Annotated in this window: 21 protein-coding genes; 4 read left to right on the top strand and 17 right to left on the bottom strand. The window is 58.2% G+C overall.

Going from position 1 to position 22,600, the window contains the following annotated elements; all coding sequences use genetic code 11:
- Nucleotides 1-163 precede the first annotated feature (163 nt).
- The 16 genes from rpoS to C7H10_RS02820 all read right to left on the bottom strand — a co-directional run bounded on the left by rpoS (nt 164) and on the right by C7H10_RS02820 (nt 18,237).
- Nucleotides 164-1,162 (bottom strand): RNA polymerase sigma factor RpoS, encoded by a 999-nt coding sequence (rpoS, locus tag C7H10_RS02895; protein WP_106693692.1) that lies wholly within the window; start codon nt 1,160-1,162, stop codon nt 164-166.
- A gap of 193 nt (nt 1,163-1,355) precedes the next feature.
- Nucleotides 1,356-2,111 (bottom strand): peptidoglycan DD-metalloendopeptidase family protein, encoded by a 756-nt coding sequence (locus C7H10_RS02890; protein WP_106693723.1) that lies wholly within the window; start codon nt 2,109-2,111, stop codon nt 1,356-1,358.
- Between the two features lie 312 nt (nt 2,112-2,423).
- Entirely contained in the window at nt 2,424-3,401 is a 978-nt protein-coding gene (locus C7H10_RS02885; RefSeq protein WP_106693691.1) for a DUF368 domain-containing protein, read from the bottom strand.
- Nucleotides 3,401-4,057, bottom strand: coding sequence for a protein-L-isoaspartate(D-aspartate) O-methyltransferase (locus C7H10_RS02880; RefSeq protein WP_106693690.1), 657 nt, complete (start codon nt 4,055-4,057; stop codon nt 3,401-3,403). Before C7H10_RS02880 ends, C7H10_RS02885 begins: the two co-directional genes overlap by 1 nt.
- Nucleotides 4,054-4,824: a 5'/3'-nucleotidase SurE gene (surE, locus tag C7H10_RS02875; RefSeq protein ID WP_058090337.1), complete on the bottom strand. Its 771-nt coding sequence runs from the start codon at nt 4,822-4,824 to the stop codon at nt 4,054-4,056. Before surE ends, C7H10_RS02880 begins: the two co-directional genes overlap by 4 nt.
- An 11-nt stretch (nt 4,825-4,835) precedes the next feature.
- Nucleotides 4,836-5,900, bottom strand: coding sequence for a tRNA pseudouridine(13) synthase TruD (gene truD, locus C7H10_RS02870; protein WP_106693689.1), 1,065 nt, complete (start codon nt 5,898-5,900; stop codon nt 4,836-4,838).
- Nucleotides 5,897-6,376 (bottom strand): 2-C-methyl-D-erythritol 2,4-cyclodiphosphate synthase, encoded by a 480-nt coding sequence (ispF, locus tag C7H10_RS02865; protein ID WP_061332665.1) that lies wholly within the window; start codon nt 6,374-6,376, stop codon nt 5,897-5,899. Before ispF ends, truD begins: the two co-directional genes overlap by 4 nt.
- A 45-nt stretch (nt 6,377-6,421) precedes the next feature.
- A complete protein-coding gene (ispD, locus tag C7H10_RS02860; RefSeq protein ID WP_106693688.1) occupies nt 6,422-7,120 on the bottom strand; it encodes a 2-C-methyl-D-erythritol 4-phosphate cytidylyltransferase in 699 nt (232 codons plus the stop codon).
- 227 nt (nt 7,121-7,347) lie between these two features.
- The gene (locus C7H10_RS02855; RefSeq protein ID WP_022990067.1) at nt 7,348-7,620 is read right to left on the bottom strand and encodes a septum formation initiator family protein; all 273 of its coding nucleotides are present in this window, start codon (nt 7,618-7,620) and stop codon (nt 7,348-7,350) included.
- Between the two features lie 199 nt (nt 7,621-7,819).
- Nucleotides 7,820-9,115: a phosphopyruvate hydratase gene (gene eno / locus C7H10_RS02850; protein ID WP_022990066.1), complete on the bottom strand. Its 1,296-nt coding sequence runs from the start codon at nt 9,113-9,115 to the stop codon at nt 7,820-7,822.
- 203 nt (nt 9,116-9,318) lie between these two features.
- Nucleotides 9,319-10,164: a 3-deoxy-8-phosphooctulonate synthase gene (gene kdsA, locus C7H10_RS02845; RefSeq protein ID WP_106693686.1), complete on the bottom strand. Its 846-nt coding sequence runs from the start codon at nt 10,162-10,164 to the stop codon at nt 9,319-9,321.
- Nucleotides 10,165-10,166: 2 nt separating this feature from the next.
- The gene (locus C7H10_RS02840) at nt 10,167-11,795 is read right to left on the bottom strand and encodes a CTP synthase (protein WP_106693685.1); all 1,629 of its coding nucleotides are present in this window, start codon (nt 11,793-11,795) and stop codon (nt 10,167-10,169) included.
- A gap of 88 nt (nt 11,796-11,883) precedes the next feature.
- On the bottom strand, nt 11,884-13,221 hold the full coding sequence (gene tilS / locus C7H10_RS02835; RefSeq protein WP_106693684.1) for a tRNA lysidine(34) synthetase TilS: 1,338 nt from the start codon (nt 13,219-13,221) through the stop codon (nt 11,884-11,886).
- On the bottom strand, nt 13,205-14,158 hold the full coding sequence (gene accA / locus C7H10_RS02830) for an acetyl-CoA carboxylase carboxyl transferase subunit alpha (RefSeq protein WP_061332660.1): 954 nt from the start codon (nt 14,156-14,158) through the stop codon (nt 13,205-13,207). The genes tilS and accA overlap by 17 nt, the downstream gene beginning before the upstream one ends.
- A gap of 102 nt (nt 14,159-14,260) precedes the next feature.
- Nucleotides 14,261-17,743: a DNA polymerase III subunit alpha gene (gene dnaE / locus C7H10_RS02825; RefSeq protein WP_106693682.1), complete on the bottom strand. Its 3,483-nt coding sequence runs from the start codon at nt 17,741-17,743 to the stop codon at nt 14,261-14,263.
- 2 nt (nt 17,744-17,745) lie between these two features.
- The gene (locus C7H10_RS02820; RefSeq protein WP_244178164.1) at nt 17,746-18,237 is read right to left on the bottom strand and encodes a TlpA family protein disulfide reductase; all 492 of its coding nucleotides are present in this window, start codon (nt 18,235-18,237) and stop codon (nt 17,746-17,748) included.
- Between the two features lie 69 nt (nt 18,238-18,306).
- Between C7H10_RS02820 and arsC the strand changes: the two genes are divergently transcribed.
- Genes arsC through tfpB form a run of 4 tightly spaced genes read left to right on the top strand, consistent with a single transcriptional unit; the run spans nt 18,307 to nt 21,520 of the window.
- The gene (gene arsC, locus C7H10_RS02815; protein WP_072677017.1) at nt 18,307-18,660 is read left to right on the top strand and encodes an arsenate reductase (glutaredoxin); all 354 of its coding nucleotides are present in this window, start codon (nt 18,307-18,309) and stop codon (nt 18,658-18,660) included.
- A gap of 19 nt (nt 18,661-18,679) precedes the next feature.
- Nucleotides 18,680-19,285, top strand: a complete 606-nt coding sequence (gene wrbA, locus C7H10_RS02810) for an NAD(P)H:quinone oxidoreductase (RefSeq protein WP_106693680.1) — start codon at nt 18,680-18,682, stop codon at nt 19,283-19,285.
- 41 nt (nt 19,286-19,326) lie between these two features.
- A complete protein-coding gene (locus C7H10_RS02805; RefSeq protein ID WP_061332656.1) occupies nt 19,327-19,686 on the top strand; it encodes a DUF2069 domain-containing protein in 360 nt (119 codons plus the stop codon).
- Between the two features lie 28 nt (nt 19,687-19,714).
- Nucleotides 19,715-21,520, top strand: a complete 1,806-nt coding sequence (gene tfpB, locus C7H10_RS02800; protein ID WP_106693678.1) for a type IV pilus assembly ATPase TfpB — start codon at nt 19,715-19,717, stop codon at nt 21,518-21,520.
- 7 nt (nt 21,521-21,527) lie between these two features.
- Here the strand turns inward: tfpB and C7H10_RS02795 are convergent, their stop codons facing one another.
- Nucleotides 21,528-22,589, bottom strand: coding sequence for a DUF3080 domain-containing protein (locus C7H10_RS02795; RefSeq protein ID WP_106693677.1), 1,062 nt, complete (start codon nt 22,587-22,589; stop codon nt 21,528-21,530).
- Nucleotides 22,590-22,600: the final 11 nt, after the last annotated feature.

Raw genomic sequence — 22,600 nt, 5'->3', positions numbered from 1 at the left:
TTTCATTCGTCCCCGGATTCGACACCCTATTCCCGCCGGGAGACGACATTCTAACAATGAAAATTACAGGCCTATCGCCACCTGGTTCTCAATTGCTGCCACATTTAACAAAAAAGCCAGCCATGTTGCCATGGCTGGCTTTTCCTTTTCCCTGGCTCCGGGGCTATTTAAACAGCAAGCTACCAGACAAACCTTCTTTTTCCAGAATTTCCCTGAGACGCCGTAACGCCTCAACCTGGATCTGGCGCACTCGTTCACGGGTCAACCCGATTTCCTGGCCCACCTCTTCCAGGGTACTGATGGGGTAACCGCGCAACCCAAAACGGCGGGAAAGCACTTCCTGCTGTTTGTCGCTCAGCTGGTCAATCCACTTTTCCAGGCAGGAACACATGTTGTTGTCCTGAAGCAGATCCGCCGGGTCCAGAGCGCCCTCATCGGCGACGGTGTCCAACAGCGATTTGTCGCTGCCGGCACCAATCGGCGTGTCCATGGACGCCACGCGCTCATTAAGGCCGAGCATGCGCTTCACATCCGCCACCGGCTTGTCCACCATGCGTGCGATTTCCTCGGCGGTGGGCTCGTGGTCCAGCTTCTGGGTCAACTCCCGGGCTGCCCGAAGATAAAGGTTCAGCTCCTTGACCACGTGGATGGGCAGGCGGATGGTGCGGGTCTGATTCATGATCGCCCGCTCGATGGTCTGGCGAATCCACCAGGTGGCGTAGGTTGAAAACCGGAAGCCCCGTTCCGGATCGAATTTTTCAACAGCCCGGATCAGCCCGAGGTTACCCTCTTCAATCAGGTCCAGCAGGGTGAGACCGCGATTCACGTAGCGCCGGGCGATTTTAACAACCAGTCTCAGGTTGCTTTCAATCATCCGCTTGCGGCCAGACTCTTCGCCTTTGCGGGCCAGCCGCGCGAAGTAGACTTCTTCCTCGGGAGTGAGCAGTGGTGAGAAACCGATTTCATTAAGGTACAGCTGCGTGGCATCGAGCTGCTTCTGACTGGTGAAATACTTTCCCTGGGTGGGAAAGTCGTCTTCCGCTTCTGCCATCGCGTCGTCTGCTGATGGCTTTTCAGGCTTGTCTTCCGCTAACAGATGATCGTCTGCGTCATCCAGATCTGCAACACGATCGATAATGATGTCTTCTTGCTCTGCTGACATGGTGTACCCCGCCTCTCAATAATCCTGTTTCGCCCGATACTTCTTGTTATTGCGGGCTGGTTCCGGTTGTGGTTTTCTTCAGGACATTAGCTTGTTGGCTGGCAATCACGGTTGCCGTTTTTATTTTTTACTTTGCGGTTTTCTGTCAGGCCTTACTGGCAATCACCTCAGAAACATCCAGCTTTCTGATCAATCAACGTCTTGGCAGGTATCTGGCCGGGTCAACCGGGTTGCCGTTCTTGCGAATCTCGAAATGCAACATCGGTTTGTCTGTACCAGAACTGCCCAGTTCCGCGATTACCTGTCCGGCTTTTACCTCCTCTCCTTCCTGCACCAAAATCTTCCGGTTGTGGGCGTATGCGCTCAGGTAGTGCTCGTTATGATTTACGATAATCAGGTTTCCGTAACCCAGCAACCCATTACCGGCATACACCACACTTCCACTCGCCGCCGCCTTCACAGCATCACCGGGATTTCCGGCAATATCAATACCTTTGTTGACTTTTCCTGACTCTGAAAAGTTTGCAATAACGGTGCCAGAGTGAGGCCAGTTCCAGCGAATGTCTGACGCCACCTGGCTACCCGTGCGTGCCTGAGGCGCTGGGACCGGTGCTCTGGCAGCAGGTTTGGACGCTGTGGGCGCTGGTGCCCTGGTGCTGGAGGTGGTGGGCCTGGGAGCAGGCGCGGATTGTCTGGGCGGAGAGGACGCCTGGGCAGTCTGGCGAATGGTGCCCTTCCTGTCCAGCCGCAGCACCTGCCCTGCTTTGATGTTCCAGGGTGGTGCAAGGCCGTTGGCATCCCCCAGTTCCCGATAGTCCCGGCCATAACGCCAGGCAATGCCGTATAGCGTTTCCCCGGGTTTCACAACATGACTACCCCAATACACAGGGGGGTTGTAGAGGTCGTCGCCATAGATCGCGTTGGTGTTGCAGCCGGATAAGCCAAGCATTGCCAACAGCAGCAGGACAGCAGATACCACAACGGGCAGACCAGTGCGCCGCCGGCAGAACGCTTCCGTAGCAGGCGGGAGCCTGGTCGGAAGAACAGCTTGAATGTGCCGGCTAAAGAGAATCACGTAATAACAAACGCCTGATTATGATAAATCTATCTAAGAAACTGATCACTTCCGATGCAATTTCTCATGTTTCAGGACTAACTTACTAATATATTGCACATTTTATAATCAATTCCAAGTTACTCTGCGCACAGGTTTGTTACCGTCCGGAACGACATTTTGTGCGTCAGGTAACACTTTTATCGGTCAGGGCGCGACATTCTGGTGCCGTCGGGCCGATATCCGCCCAAACCATTCCAACGCAAGCACAACGACCAAACCCGCAATGGCCATGGCGATGGCCAGCATTATCTGCGGGTCCTGGCCATACAGGCTGGCCCAGGTTTCCGGGCCTACCGGAGCCTGGCTCACAGCGACTTGTTCACCAGCACTGTTGGTGCGCCAACTCAGGGTTTTCTGCCATGGCCATACCTTGCTCAGCGCCCCCACCATAAAGCCCGTCAATAGCGCTAATACGGTATCGTGAAAATGCCGGAACGCCAGGGTGATTACCCTGGCCACCGACAGCAGGCCGATCAGGCAGCCCGTGGCAAACAACCCCAGATGGATCAGTTCCACGGATTTTATTGCCGCCAGGACCGGTGCATACATACCGATGATCAACAACAGAAAGCTGCCGGAGATACCCGGCAGGATCATCGCACAGATAGCCAGTGCCCCCGCACCCAGGAAGGCAATGCCCGTTGGTGCCAGCTCACTGGCTGGCAACGTGGTTACCCACCAGGCAAACACAATACCGCAGGCCAGAGGAACCAACAGTGCCGGCGTTGCCCGTCGAATCTGTTGCCCCACATGCCAGACAGACGCAACAATCAAGCCGAAAAAGAAGCTCCAGATCAACACCGGATGGCTCTCCAGGAGCCAGGTAATCAGCGAGGCCAGGCTCACAATACTGGTTAACACACCGGCCAGAAGGCACACCAGGAAGGTACCGTCCACCGAGCGCCAGAAGCCGGCCACATCCCCTTTGAGCAGTTTCCGGACAAAGGCCACCGGTGTGGCGCTGATGGCTTCCAGCAGGCGGAAATAGATGCCCGTTATGAACGCAATGGTGCCGCCAGACACCCCCGGCACGATATCCGCAGCGCCCATGGCCATACCCCGCAGGAATACCGCGGCCGGGTGATGTGCGCGGTTTGTTTCGCTATCGGGCTTAGGCTGCATCAGCGAACAACCCCACCCAGCAAGGGTACAAAATGAACAGGCTCCAGTTCGCGCCGCTCAAAACGTTCCCCACGACGAATGATCTCCACCAGAACCTGCTGGTGCTCGCCAACCGGGGCGATCAGTACACCACCGTCGGCTAGCTGATCGAGCAATTCCTGTGGCACGTCTACCGGCGCAGCGGTCACGATAATGCCATCAAAAGGCCCCCGCTCGGGCCAGCCCATACCACCATCCGCATGCTTGAGCATGACATTGCGAATATTGAGTTGCCGCAAGCGGTCACGGGCTCGCTCCTGCAACGGGCGTATGCGTTCAACGCTGTAGATGTCATCGAACAACTGCGATAACACCGTGGTCTGATACCCGGAACCGGTGCCCAGCTCCAGCACCCGGGCCGGCTGATGCGCCAGCAGCAGCTCCGTCATGCGGGCAACAATGTAGGGCTGGGAGAGGGTCTGGCCATAGCCGATGGGTAGTGAGGTATCCTCGTAGGCGCGGTGGGCAAGGGCTTCATCCAGGAAAATATGTCGGGGTACCTGGCCGATAACTTCCAGTACCCGGTCTGATTCAATGCCGGCGTCTCGCAGCCGCTGCACCAGTCGCAGGCGGGTGCGCCTGGACGTCATACCGATCCCCTCAAGTTGAGCGATCACGATGTCGCCCCCCTGGCACCTTCCAAACCATCTACCCAGTCCCGCAGCCCTGGCAGTGCTTCGTAACGGGTCATATCAACGTGGACAGGGGTAATGGAAACATAACCCTCACGTACCGCATGAAAATCCGTGCCAGGCCCGGCATCGCCGCCGCGGCCTGCGGCACCGATCCAGTAGCGCTGCTTGCCTCGGGGACAAGTCATCGGAACCGCCCCTTCTGCCCTCTCCCGATGGCCCAGGCGAGTGACCTGGATACCGGAGAGTTCGTGCCAGGGCAGATCAGGAACGTTCACATTGAGGATTGAACGAGGCCCCAACGCCAGGGCCCGCTTGTCCTCCAGCAGCAAACGAACCACCCGTGCGGCGGTGTCATAATGGAAATGGCCATCGTTAACGAGCGATACCGCAATAGCCGGTAGCCCAAGGTGACGACCTTCAGTGGCCGCAGCCACCGTTCCGGAATAAATAATGTCGTCGCCCAGGTTGGCGTGGGTGTTGATACCGGAGACCACCCGATCAAAAGGCTGATCAAACAGGCCGTTCACCGCCAGATGCACGCAATCGGTGGGAGTACCATCAACCGAGTGAAACCCGTTGGGGTGCTCTTCCACCGTCAGCGGGCGGTTCAACGTCAAGGCATTACTGGCTCCGCTGTGGTCACGGTCCGGCGCAACCACCTCCAACACACCAAGGCCCCCAAGGCCTTCAAACAGGGCCACAAGACCCGGCGAATGCACGCCATCATCATTGGACAACAAAATACGCACAGTGTTCTCCGCTAGCTTTCTTGCTTATTATCACGGCTGAGGCTCATGTCCTGCAGCTCAAAAATATCTCCCAGCACCGTGGTGGCATACTGCCCCGGTGGCAGGAAAAACTGTATCCGCAGGGCATTGTCATCCAGCCACTGCCAGCTCATTTGCTCAGGCCGGGTTACCAGGGCCCGACGCTCCGGTTTCATGCGGGTACTGAGAAACAGCCGCTCGAACTCCGGGTGTTCTGACACCACCGCCCGCTCAAGCTCCGCCAATTCTCCAGTTGCCAGAGTGCCACCATCGCCCCACAGTGGCCCGGTAGGCTGGCCGTCTTCCGAGGGTTCTCCGGGCACACCGTTGAACCAGTTGCACGCTTCAACCCGAGCAGCCAGGACTTCGTTGAACAACCAGGAACGTGCCGCCGAAAAGTACAATACGTTTTTCGAACCGCTTCCGCCACCGCCGCGACGGCCGCCTTTCTTCCGGTTCAATCGGGAAGGGTCAAGATTCACTGCCCGTTCCAGATTGCCGCCGCCAATGCCAAACCGCTGCGGCCCGAAATAATTCGGGGCTCCCCGCTCGCCAAGCAACGTCAGCGCCTGCTCAATGTCCACTCTATTGCCGTTGACTTGCCTTAACATCAGGTCAAATTCATTGCCCAGATGCTCGCCTCGGCGAAGCTTGCGTGCATGGCGGCCACTCGCCAACACCGGCCACCGGGCACCAATGGCTTGCAGCAGCGCAGCATCCTCGGATTCCCGGCCCGGGCAGTAGAGACTGAACCATTGCTTGGTAACCGCATGGCGATCCTTCAAACCACAAAAGCCCACCTCAAACGCCTTGCAACCCGCCAGGGCCGCCAACTCCCGGGCAACATACTCGGTATTGTCGCCAGACTTCTCAAGACGCACGCACAAGTGCTCACCGGCCCCTCCATGCACGGAACCTGGCAATTCAGAATCTGGCCAGAGTCTCTCTGTAACCCGGAAATCCTCAGGAACCGACTTTAACTGCGCCTTGCCCGGGCGCTTACCTGAAGATGTGGGCCACTCAAGACGCCAACGGGGCGAACCGTTATCCTGACTCACATAGCCACCGGTTCGAGCAAACACACTGCCTGGCAGGCAATGCCCTCACCGCGCCCGGTAAAGCCAAGCTTCTCCGTGGTGGTGGCTTTCACACTCACCCGATTCACCGGCACCCCCAGATCCTCAGCAATATTGAGACGCATCGCCTCCACATGAGGTGCCATCTTCGGCGCCTGGGCAATAATCGTGGTATCCACATTCACCACAGCAAAGCCTTCCTCCAATACCCGCTGCATCACCCGACGCAACAGATCCCGGCTATCGGCCCCCGCCCACTCGTCGCTGGTGTCCGGAAAAAAATGCCCGATGTCACCCAGCGCCACCGCACCGAGCAGGGCATCCGCCAGTGCATGCAACAGCACATCGCCATCCGAATGGGCTTTCAGGCCATGACTATGGGGAATCTCAACACCACCCAGAATGACAGAACTGCCCTCACCAAAGGCATGGACATCAAAGCCCTGACCAATGCGCATCATCGTCTCCGAGAAAAACAGAAATAAACAAGAGGCGGGAAAACCCTACAGCCGACCCAGAATAAACTCGGCCAGCGCAAGGTCCGACGGCACCGTAACCTTCAGATTATCCGGCCGCCCTTCCACCAGAACAGGCATCTTACCGGAAAACTCCATCGCAGAGGACTCATCGGTAACCCCGTGACCACTTTCCAGACAGGATTCAAGAGCGGCCCTGAGCGCACCAAACCGAAACATCTGCGGCGTCAACGCCCGCCACAACCGACTCCGATCCACCGTCTGCGCCACCTCTGGCGGAATGCCGTCATCCGCCAGCTTCAAAGTATCCGCCACCGGCGCCGCCAGCAGTCCGCCAACCGGGTGCTCAGAAAGGGTATCAATCAGATTGGAAAGATCATCGGCATGCAAACACGGCCGCGCCGCATCGTGCACCAGCACCCAATCCGACTCATCCGCCTGCTCCGCCAGCGCATGCAACGCCGAAAGCACCGAATCCGCCCGCTCCTTGCCTCCGGTACAGGTCTGGATTCGATCATCCTTAGCCGACTCACTATCCGGCCACCAGTGATCCGCCGGACTCAACGGCACCATGCAGCCCTTGAACGGCGCGTTATCCAGTAAACGGGAGAGGGTAATATCTAGGATGAAGCGGTTATTGATCTTGAGGTACTGCTTGGGACATTCAGCTTTCATGCGCTGGCCGATGCCGGCAGCAGGAACAACAAGCCAAAGTTGAGGTTTCATAATCGGAAGGCCCGCACTGTGTCAGGAGAGCGCCGGGGAGTGTCTCTCCGGGAATTTCGAAGGCCATGGATGGCCTGAGAGAAGCGCACATGGGTGAGGCAAGCGTTAATGAAGCATAGCTTCATGCGCAGCCGAACGACAGCAATCTGCGATTGCTGGCCGGACCCGCTTGCGGGTGCTTGTAGCGTTTCCCGGAAAGGACACCCCCGGCGCTTCTAACTCCAGAACTAATTCTCGACGACCAGAAAGAATGTCTCGTCTTCGCGAATTAGCCCGAGATTCATACGGGCACGTTCCTCCACGGCCCCCTGCTCGTTGCGAAGATTCCGCACCTCCGCATAAAGCCGGTCATTACGCCCCGCCAACCCGGCATTCTCCGCCCGCTGCTCAGCAATCGCCTTCTCCAACGACCAAACCTGCGCAAAGCTACCCTCCCCGACCCACAGGCGAACCTGCAGCAGGAGAATCAGCACTACCAGAATGGCCCAAAGCGTTTTCATGCCAAATCAGCTCAGAAAATAACCAGATTTATCGAAAGAGTCGAAGGTCAAGTATAGACCTTATAGTAGATTAGCAACAAATTCTTGTAAGTCACTGTACAAAAAGGCCATCGTGTCCGAATTTTCATCCGGAACGCGATGGCCTTAACATTTTGTTACTTACCAGCGCGCGCTGGCAGACTCAAAAATGTCGCGTGTCTTAACCCTGACCCTTGATCTCGCTCAGGCCACGGTAAGGTGCCTTACCTTCCAGCGCCTCTTCAATACGCAGCAGCTGGTTGTACTTGGCAACCCGGTCTGAGCGGCACAGAGAACCGGTCTTGATCTGGCCGGCGCAGGTCGCAACCGCCAGGTCGGCAATGGTGGTGTCTTCAGTTTCACCAGAACGGTGAGAAATCACCGCCGTGTAGCCGGCGTCCTGAGCCATCTTGATGGCATCCAGCGTCTCGGACAGGCTACCGATCTGGTTGAACTTGATCAGGATGGAGTTACCAACGCCCTTCTCGATGCCCTGCTTCAGGATCTTGGTGTTGGTGACAAACAGATCATCACCAACCAGCTGCACCTTGCTGCCCAGCTTGTCAGTCAGGATCTTCCAGCCATCCCAATCGCTTTCGTCCATGCCATCCTCGATGGACACAATCGGATAACGCTCACACAGGCCAGCCAGGTAATCGGCGAAGCCTTCGGAATCAAAGCTCTTGCCTTCACCAGACAGCTGATACTGACCGTCTTTGTAGAACTCGGAAGAGGCACAATCCAGCGCCAGGGTTACGTCTTTGCCCAGTTCATAGCCAGCGTCTTCAACAGCTTGCTTGATCGCAGCCAGGGCCGCTTCATTGGACGGCAGGTTCGGCGCAAAACCACCCTCGTCGCCCACCGCTGTGTTCAGGCCCTGAGACTTCAACACTTTCTTCAAACTGTGGAAGATCTCGGCGCCTACACGCAGAGCCTCTGCAAAGCTCTTCACAGCAACCGGCTGAACCATGAACTCCTGGATGTCCACGTTGTTATCCGCGTGCTCACCACCGTTCAGGATGTTCATCATCGGTACCGGCATGGAGAATTCGCCGGGAGTGCCGTTGATATCAGCAATGTGCGCATACAGCGGCTTCTTCAGAGAAACAGCAGCCGCCTTGGCCGCTGCAAGGGAGACTGCCAGAATGGCGTTGGCGCCCAGGTTGGCCTTGTTCTCGGTGCCGTCCAGATCCAGCATAATCTGGTCCAGACCACGCTGATCCGCAGAATCTTTACCGACCAATGCATCACGAATCTTGCTGTTTACCGCATCAACCGCTTTCAGGACGCCCTTACCCAGATAACGAGAAGCATCACCATCACGCAGCTCCAACGCCTCGCGGGAACCGGTGGATGCACCAGAAGGCGCACAAGCGGTGCCGATGGTGCCGTCTTCCAGAATAACATCGGCTTCAACGGTAGGGTTGCCGCGGGAATCCAGAACCTCACGGGCTTTGATGTTGGCAATCTTGGTCATTCCAGTGAATCTCCGTTTGTTCAATATCTTAAAGGTTATAAATTAGTTAGATCGAGAGCGGGCGGGGATGGCTTTATGAAACTGTGCGGAGCCATGGATGGCGGAGCCCAAGCGTCACATGGACGTGCCGCAAGGAGCGTGTTTCATAACGCCATCCCCGCCCGCTCGGTTCCCCCCAAGCAAACAAAAACGAACACCGCCAATCAGGCGGTGTCGATAGGTTTAAAACTTTTCACCAGATCGTCTACAGCTTTCACCCGCTGCAGGAACGGCTCCAGCTGGCTCAGGCGCAAAGCGCACGGGCCGTCGCACATGGCCTTGTCCGGGTCCGGATGGGCCTCCAGGAACAAGCCTGCCAGGCCTTGAGACATACCCGCCAGCGCCAGGTCGGTAACCTGCGCACGCCGGCCACCAGCTGAGTCTGCTCGTCCGCCGGGCATTTGCAACGAATGGGTCACATCGAACATCACCGGCACATTCATCGATTTCATGATGCCAAAGCCCAGCATGTCGACCACCAGGTTGTTATAACCGAAGCTGCTGCCGCGCTCGCACAGGATAACCTTGTCGTTGCCGGCTTCTTCACACTTGGTGATGATGTGCTTCATTTCCTGGGGCGCCAGGAACTGGGCTTTCTTGATGTTGATGACCGCGCCAGTTTTGGCCATGGCCACGACCAGATCGGTCTGGCGGCTCAGGAATGCCGGCAACTGGATGATGTCACAGACTTCTGCCGCAGGCGCAGCCTGCTCCGGCTCGTGCACGTCAGAAATGATCGGCACGCCGAACTTGCCCTTGATGTCCGCCAGGATCTGCAACCCCTTCTCGAGGCCCGGGCCCCGGAAGGAGTTAATGGACGAGCGGTTGGCCTTGTCGAAGGAAGCTTTGAAAACGTACGGGATGCCGAGGCGACCGCAAACATCCACGTACTTTTCAGCAACCTCAAAGGCAAGTTCCCGGGACTCAAGTACGTTCATACCACCGAACAATACGAACGGGTTGTCGTTGGCAACCTCAATGCCCGAGACGTTTACCTTTCTCTGCGCCATGCTCAGGATCCTTTCCGGTTGGCCAGTGCCGCCTCAACAAAGCCCTTGAACAGCGGGTGGCCGTCGCGCGGTGTTGAGGTGAATTCCGGGTGGAACTGGCATGCCACGAACCACGGATGTTCCGGCGCCTCAACGACTTCCACCAGCTTGCCATCGGCGGAGCGGCCGGAGATTTTCAGGCCGGCTTCCTCAAGGCTGGGCAGGAAGTGGTTGTTGACTTCATAGCGGTGGCGATGGCGCTCGCGAATGGTTTTCTTGCCATAGCAGGCAGCGATCGTGGAGCCGTCTGTCAGTATGCAATCCTGCGCACCCAGGCGCATGGTACCGCCCAGATCAGAAGCCTCGGTGCGCGCTTCGGTAGCACCACTTGCATCCAGCCATTCAGTGATCAGCCCAACCACCGGCTCCGGGGTGTGCTCGCGGAATTCGGTACTGTGGGCGTCTTTCAGGCCGGCCACGTTGCGGGCGTATTCGATAACCGCCACTTGCATACCCAGGCAGATGCCCAGATACGGAACCTTGTTTTCACGAGCGTACTGAACGGTACGGATCTTGCCTTCCACGCCCCGTTCGCCAAAGCCGCCCGGCACCAGGATGGCATCGGCGGATTCCAGCACACGGGTGCCATCACGCTCGATGTCTTCGGAGTCAATGTAGTTGATATTGACCTTGGTGCGGGTCTTGATGCCGGCGTGCAGCAGGGATTCAATCAGCGACTTGTACGCATCCAGCAGCTCCATGTACTTGCCGACCATGGCAATGGTGACTTCCTGCTGCGGATTCATCAACGATTCCACAACGGCATCCCACTCGCCCAGATCTGCTTCACGGGCATCCAGGCCGAAGCGCTCGATGACCAGCTGGTCCAGGCCATATTCGTGCAGCATGCGCGGAATGGCATAGATGGACTTGGCGTCCTGCATCGGGATAACCGCCCGCTCTTCCACGTTGGTGAACAAGGCAATCTTGCGACGGGAGCTGGCGTCCACTTCGTGCTCGGAGCGGCACAGCAGGATATCCGGCTGCAGGCCGATGGAGCGCATTTCTTTTACGGAATGCTGGGTCGGCTTGGTTTTGATCTCGCCGGCGGTCGCGATGTAAGGTACCAAAGTGAGGTGCATGAACAGCGCGCGCTGCGAACCTACTTCCACCTTCAGCTGACGACAGGCCTCCAGGAACGGCAGGGATTCGATATCCCCGACCGTGCCGCCCACTTCAATCAGGGCCACGTCGGAGCCGGCTGCGCCTTCCACCACACGGCGTTTGATTTCGTCGGTAATGTGCGGGATCACCTGCACGGTACCGCCAAGATAATCACCGCGACGCTCTTTACGGATAACTTCTTCGTACACCCGGCCGGTGGTGAAGTTATTGCGCTTGCTCATGGGGGTACGAATAAAGCGCTCGTAGTGGCCCAGGTCGAGGTCGGTTTCCGCGCCGTCTTCGGTGACAAAAACCTCACCGTGCTGGAACGGGCTCATGGTGCCGGGGTCCACGTTGATGTACGGGTCCAGCTTGAGAATAGTGACCTTCAGGCCGCGTGCCTCGAGGATGGCTGCCAGTGAGGCAGACGCAATACCTTTGCCTAAGGAGGACACGACACCGCCGGTGACGAAAATATAACGCGTCATGCAGATTCCGTGATTATCTGGTTCGGTGAAGGAGGGAGATTGTTCATCTCAAGATGGGTCGCCAGACTACCAGAAAGCCCCCCTGTACTCAATCACAATCCCTCTCCACAATCAGCCGCCAGCCGGCGGCAGGGGCGCTTCCCGAGTATTGTTCAGAACACCACAAATCGCCAACGGCAATCAGCTCACTGGCACCGGGTGTTTCGTGGTAAACCAGCGGCAGTAAAGCCCTCTCCCAGGGCGGCACTCCTTGTTCCTGCAACCAGGTTTTCAACGATCGAGAGTGCCCGCCCTCCTCAAAGCGAAGCCTTTCGCCGCCCTGCCTCGTAGATACCCGTATTGGCGGGGGCGCTGCTTCCGGTGTAGCGGCTGTTGGCGTGAGCCGTAGTGTCCAGGGGCCCCATTGCAGCGTGCGGCCGGGATCAAGGCCAGCGGAGTGCGCCGGCACTTCCACGTTTGGCACCAGGTACAGGTAGCCCCGATATCGCCGCAAACTGAAACCATCACCACGAATCTCCGGCGTCCGGTCTTCGCCGGCCCGAACCAACTCCGCCAGCGACTGATCCCAATCTGCCAGGGCAGGCATTATCAAACCCTGCCGGTGAATCCACCATCGAACCAGATTTCTCTGCTCCAACGGGCTCAAGGCCTGAATCGACGCCAGCCGGAGCTGGCCCGCATCGGAACACGCCTGCCACTGCAATTCCGCCAACCGATGATTGAGAATGTCGCTTTCGGCGCAGGCCCTGGCACTGTGCTCCACCCGTTTCAGCAGGCCCGGCCAGCGCTCCTTGAGCCCCGGCAGCACAGCGTGGCGCAGGTAATTGCGATCAAATGCCAGGCTGGTATTGCTAGGATCTTCCACCCAGGAGAGACTGACATCCCGGGCAACCTGCTCCAGCCGGTCACGGCTTACCGCCAGCCAGGGTCGAAACAGGGCTCCCTGGCCAAGACGGCGGCTTTCAGGCATGCCCGCCAGACCCGTTACACCGGTTCCCCGGAGCAAACGAAACAGCACCGTTTCGACCTGATCGTCTGCGTGGTGGGCCATCAACAACAGGTCGCCAGCCCCCAGTACCCGCCGGAACACGTCATATCGGGCCAGCCTGGCCGCCTCCTCAAGACCACCGGAGCCAGCCTCGCCCACTGCAACGTCCACACGCTCAACCAGGAGGGGAACAGACAACCGCTCACAGAGCGACCGGCAGAACTGCTCTGTCTGCCGATGATTAGGCTGCAGTTGATGATTGATGTGCAAAGCACAGACATTACGGTGGCAGGCTGCCGCCACATACAACAACAAGGTGGAATCCAGGCCGCCACTGAGGGCGACCAGGATGCGGGAGCTGTCAGGGAGTGAGCTGACCGGTCCGAGAAGATCCTCGGGCCAGCCAGATTCCCGGGCGGTGTTACCGCCCGCTTTCATATTTGGTAAGGCGCTCGTACCGGCGGGACACCAATTCGTCCAGAGGTAACCGGCTCAGTTCCGCGACACCCTTGGCCAACCTGGCCTTAAGGGTTTCCGCCATTTTCTCCGGGTTGCGGTGAGCACCGCCCAGGGGCTCTTCAATCACATTGTCGGCAACACCCAGTTCTTTCAGGCGCTGTGCGGTAACACCCATGGCCTCGGCAGCCTGGGCTGCATACTCGGCGCTTTTCCAGAGAATGGAAGCGCAGCCTTCCGGCGAAATAACGGCATAGGTGGAGTACTGCAGCATATTCAGCTGATCACACACACCAATGGCCAGGGCACCACCGGAACCGCCCTCACCGATCACTGTAGAGATAATCGGCGTTTTCAACCGGGACATGACCGCCAGGTTGAAGGCAATGGCCTCACTCTGGCCACGCTCTTCGGCGCCGATACCAGGGTAGGCACCCGGCGTGTCAATGAAGGTGAGGATTGGCATCTTGAAACGCTCGGCCATTTCCATCAGGCGCAGGGCCTTGCGGTAACCTTCCGGGCGAGGCATGCCGAAGTTGCGCTTGACCTTGTCACGCACTTCGCGGCCTTTCTGATGGCCGATTACCATTACTGGCTTGTTGTCCAGCCGGGCGGTACCACCAACAATGGATAAATCGTCGGCGTAGCGGCGATCGCCGTGCAGCTCGTCGAAATCTTCGAAAATCAGATCAATGTAATCCTGGGTGTAGGGCCGGCGCGGGTGCCGGGCCAAACGGGCAACATCCCAGGACTGCAAATCAGAAAATATGCTTTCTGTCAGACTGACACTCTTCTTCTTCAACCGACTGATTTCATCGGTGATATTGATGTCGGTGTCGTTGCCCACCATGCGAAGCTCTTCAATCTTGGCTTCCAGGTCGGCGATCGGCTGTTCGAAATCAAGGTAATTAGGGTTCATGATGTTCCATCATTTGATTGCCAGGCAGGTTTCACCCCACCAAAACCAGAATTTGGGACAAAGATAGCAGTGCAACCGGCACAGCTAAAGCGGACATTGGTATTAATCATAGACCAGTTCCACGGACTTCTCGCCTACCAGGTGCCTGAGCTCGAACAACAGGTTGTCATCCGGCTGTACTCGCCAGGACTCACCCAGCTCAATGCGGGTTCTGGCATCGGCACTGCTGTATTCAATCCACACCGGGCTGCCTTCGTTGCGGAACGGGCGCAGGGTATCGTCCAGTTTGTCCAGCAGCCCGTTCTGCAACTGTTCCGCGTGCAGCGCCAGCCGGATGCCACGGCTGAACTGCTGTCGGGCCGTGGCCACGTCCATCACTGAACTGACGCGCATTTTCATTTGCCCGGAGTAATCATCGTGGCTAACCTGCCCTTCGACAACGATCACCTGATCTGACTGCAGCAGTTCCCGGTTCTCGAAAAACGCCTCGGAGAACAGGGTGGCTTCTATCCGAGCACTGCGGTCATCCAGGGTGATAAAGCACATCGTAGACCCGGTACGGGTTTTCATGGTGCGCTGGGCAACCACCAGGCCGGCCACCCGCTGGGGTGACTTGTTGGGTTTCAGATCCGCGATGGAGTTACGGACAAAGCGCCGGACTTCCCGTTCGTACTCATCAAACGGATGCCCTGTGAGATAGATACCCAGGGTATCCTTCTCGCCCTTGAGGCGTTCTTTTTCAGGCCACTCCCGTACATGGGCCACGTCGGCGTAGGGGTCTTCGCCCTCGCCGCTGCTCTCCAGCATTTCGCCAAACATGTCCATCATGCCGGCGGCATCGTTGCGGGATTGCTGGTCTGCCTGCTGCACGGCCTTGTCGATACTGGCCATCAGCTGCGCGCGCCCGGCACCCAGTTTGTCCATAGCCCCGGCCCGGATCAGCGCCTCCATGGCACGCTTGTTGACCTTCTTCAGGTCAACCCGGCGGCAGAAATCGAAAATATCCTGGAACGGGCCGTCTTTGGCGGCCTCCACAATGCTATCAATCGGGCCCTCACCCAACCCTTTGATGGCGCCAAGGCCATAAACAATCTGCCCGTCGTCATTGACGGTAAAGGTGTAAGCGGAACGACTGACGTCCGGCACCAGCAGGTCCAGCTTCATGTTCCGGCACTCTTCCACCAGCGTGACCACCTTATCGGTGTTCTGCATATCGGCGGTGAGTACCGCAGCCATGAATTCGGCCGGGTAGTGGGCCTTGAGCCACAAGGTCTGATACGACACCAGAGCATAGGCGGCGGAGTGGGATTTGTTGAAACCGTAGCCGGCGAACTTCTCCACCAGATCGAAGATGTTTTCCGCCAGGGTTTCATCGATGCCATTATTGGCACAACCCTCCAGGAAGAATGCCTTCTGCTTGGCCATCTCTTCCGGCTTTTTCTTACCCATGGCCCGGCGCAGCATGTCGGCGTTGCCGAGGGTGTAGCCCGCCATCACCTGGGCAATCTGCATGACCTGCTCCTGGTAGAGGATAACCCCATAGGTGGGCTCCAATACCGGTTTCAAGCCTTCATACTGATAATCCGGGTGTGGGTAAGACAACGGCTGCCGGCCATGCTTACGGTCGATAAAGTCGTCTACCATGCCCGACTGCAACGGCCCTGGCCGAAACAGGGCCACCAGGGCGATCATGTCTTCCAGGGAGTCCGGCTGCAGGCGCCGGATCAGATCTTTCATGCCGCGGGATTCCAGCTGGAAAACGGCGGTGGTTTCCGCCTTTTTGAGCAACTCGAAGGAGCGCTTGTCTTCCAGCGGGATGGTGGCAATGTCCAGTTCTGATTGACCCTGCGCCTGTCGGCGCGGGTTAATCATGTGCAAGGCCCACTTGATGATGGTCAGAGTCCGCAGACCCAGGAAGTCGAACTTCACCAGGCCCGCGTCTTCCACATCGCCTTTGTCAAACTGTGTGACCAGGCTGCCGCCTTCGTCGTCACAGTACAGGGGCGAGAAATCGGTAATCTTGGTGGGCGCAATCACCACGCCACCGGCATGCTTGCCGGCGTTACGGCAAACGCCCTCGAGTTTGAGGGCCATCTCCCAGATTTCCTGGGCTTCTTCGTCCTGCTCCAGAAACTCCTTGAGCTGGGGCTCCTGCTCAATAGCCTTGTTGAGCGTCATGCCCACTTCAAACGGAATCAGCTTGGACAGTTTGTCTGCCAGGCCGTAGGACTTGCCCTGTACCCTCGCCACATCCCGCACCACCGCCTTTGCGGCCATGGTACCGAAGGTAATGATCTGGGAAACCGCTTCCCGGCCGTATTTCTCAGCGGTGTATTCGATCACCCGGTCCCGGCCTTCCATGCAGAAATCGACGTCAAAGTCCGGCATGGAAACCCGTTCCGGGTTCAGGAATCGCTCAAACAGCAGGTCGTACTCCAGTGGGTCAAGATCCGTAATCAGCAGCGCGTAGGCCACCAGGGAACCGGCACCGGAACCCCGGCCGGGGCCTACCGGTACACCGTTGTTCTTGGCCCACTTGATAAAGTCCATAACGATCAGGAAGTAGCCGGGGAAGCCCATCTGAATAATGATGTCCAGCTCAAACTTCAGGCGCTTGTAATACTCTTCCCGCTTCTGGTCATACTCCGGATCATCCTTGCTCAGGATGGTTTCCAGGCGCATCTCCAGACCTTCCTCGGACACATGCCGGAAATACTCGTCCATGGTCATGCCATCGGGAATCGGGTAGTTCGGCAGGAAGTATTCGCCCATCCGGACCTTGACCGAACAGCGGCGGGCAATCTCGACCGTGTTTTCAACGGCCTCGGGGATGTCCGAAAACAGTTCGATCATCTCTTCCGCGCTGCGAAGATACTGCTGGTCGCTGAATCGCCGGTCCCGACGGGGGTCATCCAGTGTTCGGCTCTCACCGATACAGACTCGGGCCTCGTGGGCTTCGAAATCGTCCGCCGTCAGGAAGTGCACATCGTTGGTGGCAACCACCGGCAGGCCCAATTCAGCCGCCAGCTCGACGCTCAGGTGCAGGCAATCCTCATCACCTGCCCGCTCGGTACGCTGCAGCTCCAGGTAGTAGCTGCCCGGATACAGATTCTTCCAGTATTGAGCCCGTTCCCGGGCCAGTTCCGGCTTGCCCGCCAGCAGGGCCTTGCCCACATCGCCCATTTTGGCGCCGGAAAGCGCAATCAGTCCCGCCGCGCGGGCTTCCAGCCAGGCCTTCCGGATAATCGGCTTGCCATAGCGCTGACCCTCGGTGTAGCCAAGGGAAATGATTTCGGTAAGGTGCAGATAGCCTTTCTCATCCCGCGCCAGCAAGGTGAGCCGGAATGGGTTTTCCGGCTCGTCCGGGTTTTCCAGCCAGAGATCGGCACCGATAATCGGCTTCACACCAGCACCCATGGCCGCCTTATAAAAGCGCACCAGCGAGCACATATTGGATTGTTCGGTGAGGCCCACCGCCGGCATGCCCAACTCGGCCACACGGCTAATCAGTGGCTTGACCCTTACCAGGCCATCCACCATGGAGTATTCGGAGTGTACGCGAAGATGTACGAACGTCTGTGCCATGGTCAGCTACCGATCAGTTGCATCAGATCTTCTTCGGTTTGGGGACCAAAGCGTGTTTCTATCAGTTTGCCCGCAGGGTCCACCACGAACGTGGCGGGCAGTGCCATCGGCATCTTCCAGCCAAAGTCGGGGCCCGGATCCTGGCCCAGCATGGTGAATTCAATGCCCATTCTCTGGCCCAGTTCCACAAGCGCGGCGCCTTCAACGCCGTCAAAATTGACGCCCAGCACCGAAATTCTCGGTGACTTGTCGAGGTGATTCAACTCAGGAATCTCCTCCAGGCAGGGCTTGCACCATTCGGCCCAGTAGTTAACCAGCACCCACTGGCCACGGTAACTGTCCCAGTCCACCGCCACACCATCGGCACGTTGCAACTCCGTTCTCTCGCAACCCGCCAGGGCCAGCACCATAATAACGGCTGGAATCAGCAGCAAGTGCCTGGGCCATTCAGAAACCTTGGGGCGGGGAACGGACGGGTACCGAGGGTACTGCAAGGTAAATCCTCCTGTTAGACTACGGCCCTCGTTAAAGACCGTACTCATCACTGTTAACCGGGCATGACCATGACAGAACCAACCCGCATTTTCCATAACCCACGGTGTTCAAAATCACGCCAGACCCTTGAGTTGCTTCAGCAAAAGGGTATCGAGCCGGAGATTATACGCTACCTCGAGACACCACCGACAGAGCAGGAACTGTTACACATTCTTGATCTACTGGGTTGTGAACCGCGCCAGCTCATGCGCACCAAGGAATCCGAGTACAGAGAACTTGGCCTGAACGCCCCGGAACTGACCCGGGAAGAACTGGTCAAGGCCATGGTAAATACCCCGAAACTGATCGAACGCCCTATCGTTCTGGCCAATGGCAAGGCAGCCCTCGGGCGTCCGCCAGAGAAGGTACTGGATATTCTTTGAGCCATCCCCTGGAGCAGACATGAGCAACGCTACACCGTACGTTCTTGTGCTTTACTATAGCCGGAACGGCCAGACCGCCGAGATGGCCAATCAGATTGGCCGCGGCGTCGCCCGAGCGGAGGGCATCGAGGCGAAAATCCGCACGGTTCCATCAGTGTCACCAGACACCAACGCCAGCCTGCCACCGGTGCCGGACAGCGGCGCCCCTTACGCCACCCGTGAAGATCTCGCAAACTGCGCCGGGCTGGCCCTGGGCAGCCCTACCCGGTTTGGCAATATGGCGGCCCCGCTCAAACACTTTCTCGATGGTACCGGCGATTTGTGGCTTAACGGCAAGCTGGTTGGTAAACCTGCTGGCGCCTTCACCTCTACCGGCAGCCTGCATGGCGGCCAGGAAACCACGCTGCTGACCATGATGATGCCATTGCTGCACCACGGCATGGTACTGTGCGGGCTGCCTTACTCCGAGAGTGCCCTGAATGAGACCTCGACCGGCGGCACGCCTTACGGCCCCACCCACTGGGCAGGTACCGGTGCACAGCAGGCGCTGAGTGACCATGAAAAGACCCTGTGCCAGGCCTTTGGTGAGCGCCTTGCCCGGCTGGCGCTCAAACTTGCCGGTTGATCACCGCCAGCATCCAAACTTTAAACCACCCGGAACCTTTTATGCTCAAAAACGAAAAAGCAAAAACCACGGCCCGCATAACCATTGCGCTGTACCTTGCGGTATTGGCCACACTGCTGTTGACAACATTCTATCCAGCGCCAGTAGAAGGCGTGTCCATTCCCCTGATGTTGACGGTGAAACTGTTACCCCTGCTGGCGTTTGCAGTACCGGTATTCCGGGGGCACAATCGCGGGTACATCTGGATGGCCTTCGTGGTGATTTTTTACTTCACCCAGGCCGTGGTCTCCGCCTGGCTGAGCGAAGGCGCCCCAGGCCCGATGATTCTCACAGTGCTTACATTCCTACTGTTCACCGTCGCCATGGTTCACCTGAAAGTAAACCGGCCGGTTGCCAACTGAGTGCCCATAACACCCGGAGAGCACAACGATGGCTGATCAAACGCCCCCCATGCCAGCACCACCACATCGGCACACCCTCACCCTGCGAGACATCTGCTCTGCCCTGGTGGAAAGTGGCGAAATCAGCCAGCAGGATGCTGAGAAGGTGCTCACGGCCAACCTGGGGGCCGCTACCCAGGACGGACGAACTTCTCCGCGGCACCCCCTGGAACTGGTTGCCATTGCCGGCATTACCAGCCTCAGGGATGGCCGAACCCTGGATCTTGATCGGCTGACCAGCTGGCTGGCCCGATGGGCGGGCCAGGATTACTACCACATAGACCCGCTCAAGATCGACACGCCGGCCATCGCCCGGGTGATGTCCTACGCCTTTGCCCAGCGCCACGGCATTCTGGCGGTAGAGATACGCCAGGATGAAGTGCTGATTGCCAGCACAGAACCATTCAAGACCGAATGGGAAAGCAACCTTCGACAGGCCATTCGCAAGGACATTCGCCGTGTCGTTGCCAACCCGGAAGACATCCGGCGCTACACGGTGGAGTTCTACCAGCTCGCCAATTCCGTGAGCAAGGCCAGCGGCAGCCAGGCCCCGGGTGCCGCCAGCAATCAGAATTTCGAACAACTGCTGGACATAGGTTCCAACGAAAACCCGGACGCCAATGACCAGCACGTGGTCAAGATTGTCGACTGGCTGTTGCAGTATGCCTTTGACCAGCGCGCTTCAGACATTCACATCGAACCACGCCGGGCGGTCACCCAGGTGCGTTTTCGTATTGATGGCGTGTTGCATAACGTCTATGAGTTTCCGGAACATGTCGGGGTGGCGGTCACCAGCCGTCTGAAAATTCTGGGGCGCCTGAATGTGGCCGAGAAGCGCCGGCCCCAGGACGGCCGGATCAAAACCCGAAAACCGGATAACAGCGAGGTGGAGTTGCGCCTGGCCACCATGCCCACCGCCTTTGGCGAGAAGATGGTGATGCGGATTTTTGATCCGGAGGTGCTGCTGAAGTCCTTCGAGCAGCTGGGCTTCAGTAAAGAAGACCGGGAGCGCTGGCAGGCCATGACCGCCCGCCCCCATGGCATTGTACTGGTGACCGGCCCTACCGGTTCCGGCAAGACCACCACCCTGTACTCCACCCTCAAACAGCTGGCGTCGCCGGAACTGAACATCTGTACCATTGAAGACCCCATTGAGATGGTGGAGCCAGCGTTCAACCAGATGCAGGTGCAGACCAATATCGACCTGACGTTCGCCCACGGCGTTCGGGCCCTGTTACGGCAAGACCCGGACATCATCATGATTGGTGAAATCCGCGACCTGGAAACCGCCGAGATGGCAGTACAGGCAGCGCTGACCGGCCACCTGGTGCTCTCCACCCTGCACACCAACGACGCCCCGAGCGCCATTACCCGACTAATGGAACTGGGCATCCCGCCCTACCTGATCCGGGCCACGGTGCTTGGGGTGATGGCCCAGCGCCTGGCCCGCACCCTGTGCCCCCACTGCAAGGCTCCGGGTGAGGCCGACGAGCAGGCCTGGCAAACACTGACCCGCCCCTGGAAAGCGCCGGTTCCCCGTCAGTTCTATCATCCGGTGGGCTGCCTCGAATGCCGCAATACCGCCTATATGGGCCGCGCCGGGGTCTATGAAATCATGACGCTCTCCGACCACCTGACTCGCCAGATCAATGATCACTGCGAACTCGAGCAGCTAAGGCTGGACGCCTACAAAGAAGGCATGAAATCCCTGCGCCTCAGTGGCGCACAGAAAGTGGCCGCCGGCCAGACCACGGTGGAAGAAATCCTGCGGGTAACCCCGGAAAGCCAGCGCTGAACCCGCATCAACCCGGGCGCAGACCGCACTGCTCCAACAGTTCCTGCCAGTGCCGGGTGTGCCGCATCATGGCCTGGTCCAGCTCCCGCCAGAGGCTGACTTCAGCATCGGCTGACAAATGACGCTGGTACCAGTCCTGAAAGCTCGCCGGCATAACGGCAGTTTGCTGGTCCGCCAGCTCGGCCAGAGCCCCGATCAGCGAATCCCGGGCCCGGCTGACATCGCTCATGTAGGGCTGAATTTCACCAATGTACACATTGAAGAAGAAATTTCGGACGATTTCTGATTGATTATTCGGCCGGCCATTCAGACATAATGGACGCTCATCAAGGCGCGCTTTCAGGGTCTCTGTTCCTGCATTGAGGGTTGCAATCAACAGCCGGGCGCTGTTGATCACCTGCCCGGCGCGAAACTCCGATTGCCAGCGTTGGTGCACTCCGCCAAGTGCATCGAGGGGAACATCGAGCTGCTGGACCGACAAATCGGATACGGCCTGGTTCAACTGGCCCAGGTCCCGCACCAGATCAGACACCGGATTGCCTTCGGCAGCGACCGGATAAAACCCCTTTGACAGGGTCAGCAAGCGTTCGATCTCTTCCGTGCCCCAGGTGGCATTCCACACCGCCACAGGAAGCGATGCCCGCTTGCTCTCGACCGCATCCTGGAGGGTTTTCTCCAGGCGCTCGTCGTCGATCTCTGCCATGCAGTCTTCCGCGGCTCGGATAAACCGGACTTCGTAACGCAGCCGGTTAAGAGGCTGCATCACCCGGCCCATCACCGAATTTCGCTCGCCCACCACATACTGAAGTTCACACCCGTACAGCGACAGAAAGTCCAGCATGCCCAGATCCAGCTCTGGCATATCAAGTACACGTTCGCGGCGACGGGGTACGGTGGAGGCAGGGGGAAGATCAGAGGGAACCGATACCGATGGCGTATCCAGCACCCGGGCAAGGCGCTCCAGGTACTCTTCCATCATCGGCTCGGCTTCGGAGAACGGATTGCAGCCGGCCAGAAACAAGGCACAAACACCCGGAATAAGCCATTTCAGACATGAACTACCGGGCATTCGACCACCTC

It is taken from the genome of Marinobacter shengliensis, assembly GCF_003007715.1.
Taxonomy (GTDB): domain Bacteria; phylum Pseudomonadota; class Gammaproteobacteria; order Pseudomonadales; family Oleiphilaceae; genus Marinobacter; species Marinobacter shengliensis.
The sequence above is the reverse complement of the archived record's forward strand: the minus strand, read 5'-3'. Positions and strand labels throughout refer to the sequence as shown.

Excerpts from the sequence above, each read along its gene's own strand:
- rpoS (WP_106693692.1), bottom strand. The coding sequence starts at position 1,162 with ATGTCAGCAGAGCAAGAAGACATCATTATCGATCGTGTTGCAGATCTG.
- C7H10_RS02890 (WP_106693723.1), bottom strand. The coding sequence starts at position 2,111 with ATGCTTGGCTTATCCGGCTGCAACACCAACGCGATCTATGGCGACGAC.
- C7H10_RS02885 (WP_106693691.1), bottom strand. The coding sequence starts at position 3,401 with ATGCAGCCTAAGCCCGATAGCGAAACAAACCGCGCACATCACCCGGCC.
- ispF (WP_061332665.1), bottom strand. The coding sequence starts at position 6,376 with ATGCGCATTGGTCAGGGCTTTGATGTCCATGCCTTTGGTGAGGGCAGT.
- ispD (WP_106693688.1), bottom strand. The coding sequence starts at position 7,120 with ATGAAACCTCAACTTTGGCTTGTTGTTCCTGCTGCCGGCATCGGCCAG.
- C7H10_RS02855 (WP_022990067.1), bottom strand. The coding sequence starts at position 7,620 with ATGAAAACGCTTTGGGCCATTCTGGTAGTGCTGATTCTCCTGCTGCAG.
- eno (WP_022990066.1), bottom strand. The coding sequence starts at position 9,115 with ATGACCAAGATTGCCAACATCAAAGCCCGTGAGGTTCTGGATTCCCGC.
- kdsA (WP_106693686.1), bottom strand. The coding sequence starts at position 10,164 with ATGGCGCAGAGAAAGGTAAACGTCTCGGGCATTGAGGTTGCCAACGAC.
- C7H10_RS02840 (WP_106693685.1), bottom strand. The coding sequence starts at position 11,795 with ATGACGCGTTATATTTTCGTCACCGGCGGTGTCGTGTCCTCCTTAGGC.
- tilS (WP_106693684.1), bottom strand. The coding sequence starts at position 13,221 with ATGAAAGCGGGCGGTAACACCGCCCGGGAATCTGGCTGGCCCGAGGAT.
- accA (WP_061332660.1), bottom strand. The coding sequence starts at position 14,158 with ATGAACCCTAATTACCTTGATTTCGAACAGCCGATCGCCGACCTGGAA.
- dnaE (WP_106693682.1), bottom strand. The coding sequence starts at position 17,743 with ATGGCACAGACGTTCGTACATCTTCGCGTACACTCCGAATACTCCATG.
- arsC (WP_072677017.1), top strand. The coding sequence starts at position 18,307 with ATGACAGAACCAACCCGCATTTTCCATAACCCACGGTGTTCAAAATCA.
- wrbA (WP_106693680.1), top strand. The coding sequence starts at position 18,680 with ATGAGCAACGCTACACCGTACGTTCTTGTGCTTTACTATAGCCGGAAC.
- C7H10_RS02805 (WP_061332656.1), top strand. The coding sequence starts at position 19,327 with ATGCTCAAAAACGAAAAAGCAAAAACCACGGCCCGCATAACCATTGCG.
- tfpB (WP_106693678.1), top strand. The coding sequence starts at position 19,715 with ATGGCTGATCAAACGCCCCCCATGCCAGCACCACCACATCGGCACACC.
- C7H10_RS02795 (WP_106693677.1), bottom strand. The coding sequence starts at position 22,589 with ATGCCCGGTAGTTCATGTCTGAAATGGCTTATTCCGGGTGTTTGTGCC.